Raw genomic sequence first — 1,423 nt, forward strand, 5'->3', positions numbered from 1 at the left:
CCAACAGCGGCACGGTGGGCACCAGCGTCATCATCACGGGCACGGGCTTCAACGCCGCGGCCGGCCAGAACGTGGTGTTCTTCGGGGCCACCCAGGCGGCCGTGACGGCGGCCAGCCCCACGAGCCTCACGGTGACCGTGCCGCTGGGCACTACCTACCAGTACCCCACCGTGACCAACCTGGCCACCGGCCTGACGGCCTTCGCCCCCCAGCTCTTTACCGTGACTCTGAGCGGGGCCGTGAACTTCGCCCCCAACGTGGACCTGGTCACCGGCGACTATCCCACCTCGGTGAGCCTGGGAGACGTGGACGGCGACGGCAAGCCCGACCTGGTGGTGGGCAATCAGGGCGAGAATACGGTATCGGTGCTGCGCAACACGGGCACCGTGGGCACGGCCAGCTTCGCCGCTAAAGTAGACTTTGCCACCACCAGCCCGTCAACCTCGGTAACCATCGGGGACGTGGACGGCGACGGCAAGCCTGACCTGGTGGTGACCAACGCTACCGCCAACACGGTATCGGTGCTGCGCAACACGGGCACGGCCGGCACGCTCGGCTTCGCCGCCAAAGTGGACTTTGCCACCGGCAACTATCCCCGCTCGGTGAGCATCGGGGACGTGGACGGCGACGGCAAGCCCGACCTGGCCGTGGCCAACGCTAACACCAACCAAGTATCGGTGCTGCGCAACACGGGCACCGTGGGCACCGTGGGCTTCGCCGCCAGTGTGGAATTTACCACCGACTTCGGTCCCTCCTCAGTCACCATCGGGGACGTGGACGGGGACGGCAAGCCCGACCTGGCCACGGCCAATGCTAACAGCAGCACGATATCGGTGCTGCGCAACACGTCCACGGCCGGCACGCTTGGCTTTGCCGCCAATGTAACCTTTGCCGTCGGCTTCAGACCCTACTCGCTGAGTATCGGGGACGTGGACGGCGACGGCAAACCCGACCTGGCCGTGGCCAACTATAACAGCAGCAAGATATCGGTGCTGCGCAACACGTCCACGGCCGGCACGCTCGGCTTTGCCGCCAACGTGGACTTTGCCACCGGTTTCAGTCCCTCCTCGTTAAGCATCGGGGACGTGGACGGCGACGGCAAGCCCGACCTGGCCACGGCCAACTTTGACGACAACACGGTGTCAGTGCTGCGCAACACATCCACGGCCGGCACGCTCGGTTTCGCCGCCCGGGTCGATTTACCTGCCGGCGGCGGTCCCTCCTCGGTAATCATCGGGGACGTGGACGGGGACGGCAAGCCCGACCTGGCCACGGCCAACGCTAACGATAACCGGGTGGCGGTGCTGCTGATGACGGTGCCGGTTGCCCTCACCAACGTGAGCCCGGCGGCCGAGTTGCCGGGGCAGGTGGTCACGCTCACAGGTACGGGCTTCACGGCCGGCAGCACCGTGAGCTTCGGCGG

The 1,423-nt window shown here is 66.8% G+C and carries 1 protein-coding gene; it reads left to right on the forward strand.

The annotated features are described in order from the left end of the window. The coding region (locus tag ACYVDE_RS22760; protein WP_460503821.1) for an FG-GAP-like repeat-containing protein at positions 1–1,423 on the forward strand (1,423 nt) is incomplete at both ends.

This window comes from Hymenobacter agri (assembly GCF_054778495.1).